Source organism: Armatimonadota bacterium (assembly GCA_025059775.1).
Lineage (GTDB): Bacteria > Sysuimicrobiota > Sysuimicrobiia > Sysuimicrobiales > Sysuimicrobiaceae > Sysuimicrobium.
In genome coordinates this window covers 1-1,554 of the sequence record JANXCW010000032.1, presented here as the reverse complement: position 1 = coordinate 1,554, position 1,554 = coordinate 1, and the positions used below count along the sequence as shown (strand labels likewise).

The following is a 1,554-nucleotide window of genomic DNA, read 5'->3' as shown; positions in this document are numbered from 1 at the left end:
GGGCTCCGGGAAAGTCCACCACGCTCCCAGTCTGCCGCTTGTGGCGCTGCACCGCCTCCAGGTTCAGCCCCTCGGGGCCGTAGACTCCGCCCTGAGAGTCGCTCACCGCCACCACCCGGGCCCCCATTTCGTGCAGCAGCCGGGCCACAAGCGCGCATCGCCGGCCCGTGGCATCCTCCCGGCCTACGGCCCCGCCCGCGGAGGTGGGCTTCCCGGTCACCACGACAGGGACGGAATAGCCCGGTGCATGCTGTAGGTGTCCATGATCCACGCCATGACCTGTGGGGTTGTCCTCACGTCCGGAGCCGGGATGTCGCTTTCGCGCCCATCAGGATGGTGATCTCCGTGGCGTACCGACGGATAAGCCGCTCGAGCTCCCCTGGGGAGAGTCGCTCAGGGTCGCACACCACCCGGCCCTTGGCTCCGTCGTACGGCAGCCCCGCCACCGCGCACTTCCACGTCATCCGCATGGCCAACGCCCCAACCTCGTAAAGGGTCACGCCCGGGTGATAGCGGATGCCGCCCTTGGTGGGGCCGAGGACCGTGCCGTGGTGCACCCGGTAGCCGGTGAAGATGCGTACCGATCCATCGTCCATCTTCACGGGGAAGTTCACGGTGAGCTCCCGTCGGGGGTACGTGACGAATTCCCGGATGCCCCGTTTGAGGGGTACGTACCGAGCCGCCCGCTGGAGCTGCTCCAGGGCCATCTCCCACGGGTCCGGCTGCGGTCGGAGAGCCGCCTACATTCTCCCTCCTCAGCTCCTGGAATCCCCTGGAGAGTTTTTCTGCCTGTGCTCCAAGAACTCCTGGAGCGCGACCGCGTTGTTGTGCAGGGGGTCCCGGGCACTGTAGAGCAACGTTACGTTTCCCCGGCTGGCGGCCTCCACCACTGGCCGCCAGGTCTCGGGGCGGGACTCGAGCTCCGCGAAGTATCGCCGCTTGAACTCCTCCCACTTCGCCGGGTCGTGCCCGAACCACCGTCGCAGGGCCTCGCTGGGAGCCACCTCCCGAAGCCACCCGTGTATCCGGAGATCCTCCCTCCGCATGCCCCTCGGCCAGAGACGATCCACCAAGTACCGCTCCCCATCATCGGGTTCCGCGGGATCGTAGGCGCGCTTTACCCGGATCATCCTCCTCCCTCCGGTTTTTGGACAGGCTTCCAGACCCACCGTTCCCCCGGCCATGGGCCTTCCGAGGCTGCGAGGCTCCACGGGGTTCAGACGGAGAGATCCACGCCACGTCCCTTGTGTTACCGTGGAACCCCCCGCACCAGCAGCACCGCGAGAGCCAGAACCACGAGGACGAACAGGGCATTCAGGCGGCCCACCCAGGCGGCTTGACGTCGCAAGGTCAGGGCTCGTTGCGCATCGGGGTTCCGATCCCGCAGCAGCCGCGTGCTCGCGGGTCCTAAGTAGAAGTCGTGCACCGCACTCAGCAGGATGGCGACCAGCACGAATCCCAGCTTCCACGCCAGCATCTGCCCGAAGGGGCTCTGCCAGAGCCTTCCCGTGAGAACGCTCTCCCAGCTCACCCCCCGGTAGGTCAGGTTCAGGA

The 1,554-nt window shown here is 67.1% G+C and carries 2 protein-coding genes and 1 pseudogene; all 3 read right to left on the bottom strand.

Translation table 11 applies throughout. From position 1 onward, the window contains the following. A pseudogene (locus tag N0A24_12190) lies at positions 1-707 on the bottom strand (glutamate dehydrogenase). 48 nt (positions 708-755) lie between these two features. After that, a complete protein-coding gene (locus N0A24_12185; protein ID MCS7174096.1) occupies positions 756-1,130 on the bottom strand; it encodes a DUF488 domain-containing protein in 375 nt (124 codons plus the stop codon). 119 nt (positions 1,131-1,249) lie between these two features. Beyond that, positions 1,250-1,554: DUF4149 domain-containing protein (locus tag N0A24_12180; GenBank protein ID MCS7174095.1), on the bottom strand; the 305-nt coding region annotated here is incomplete at its 5' end.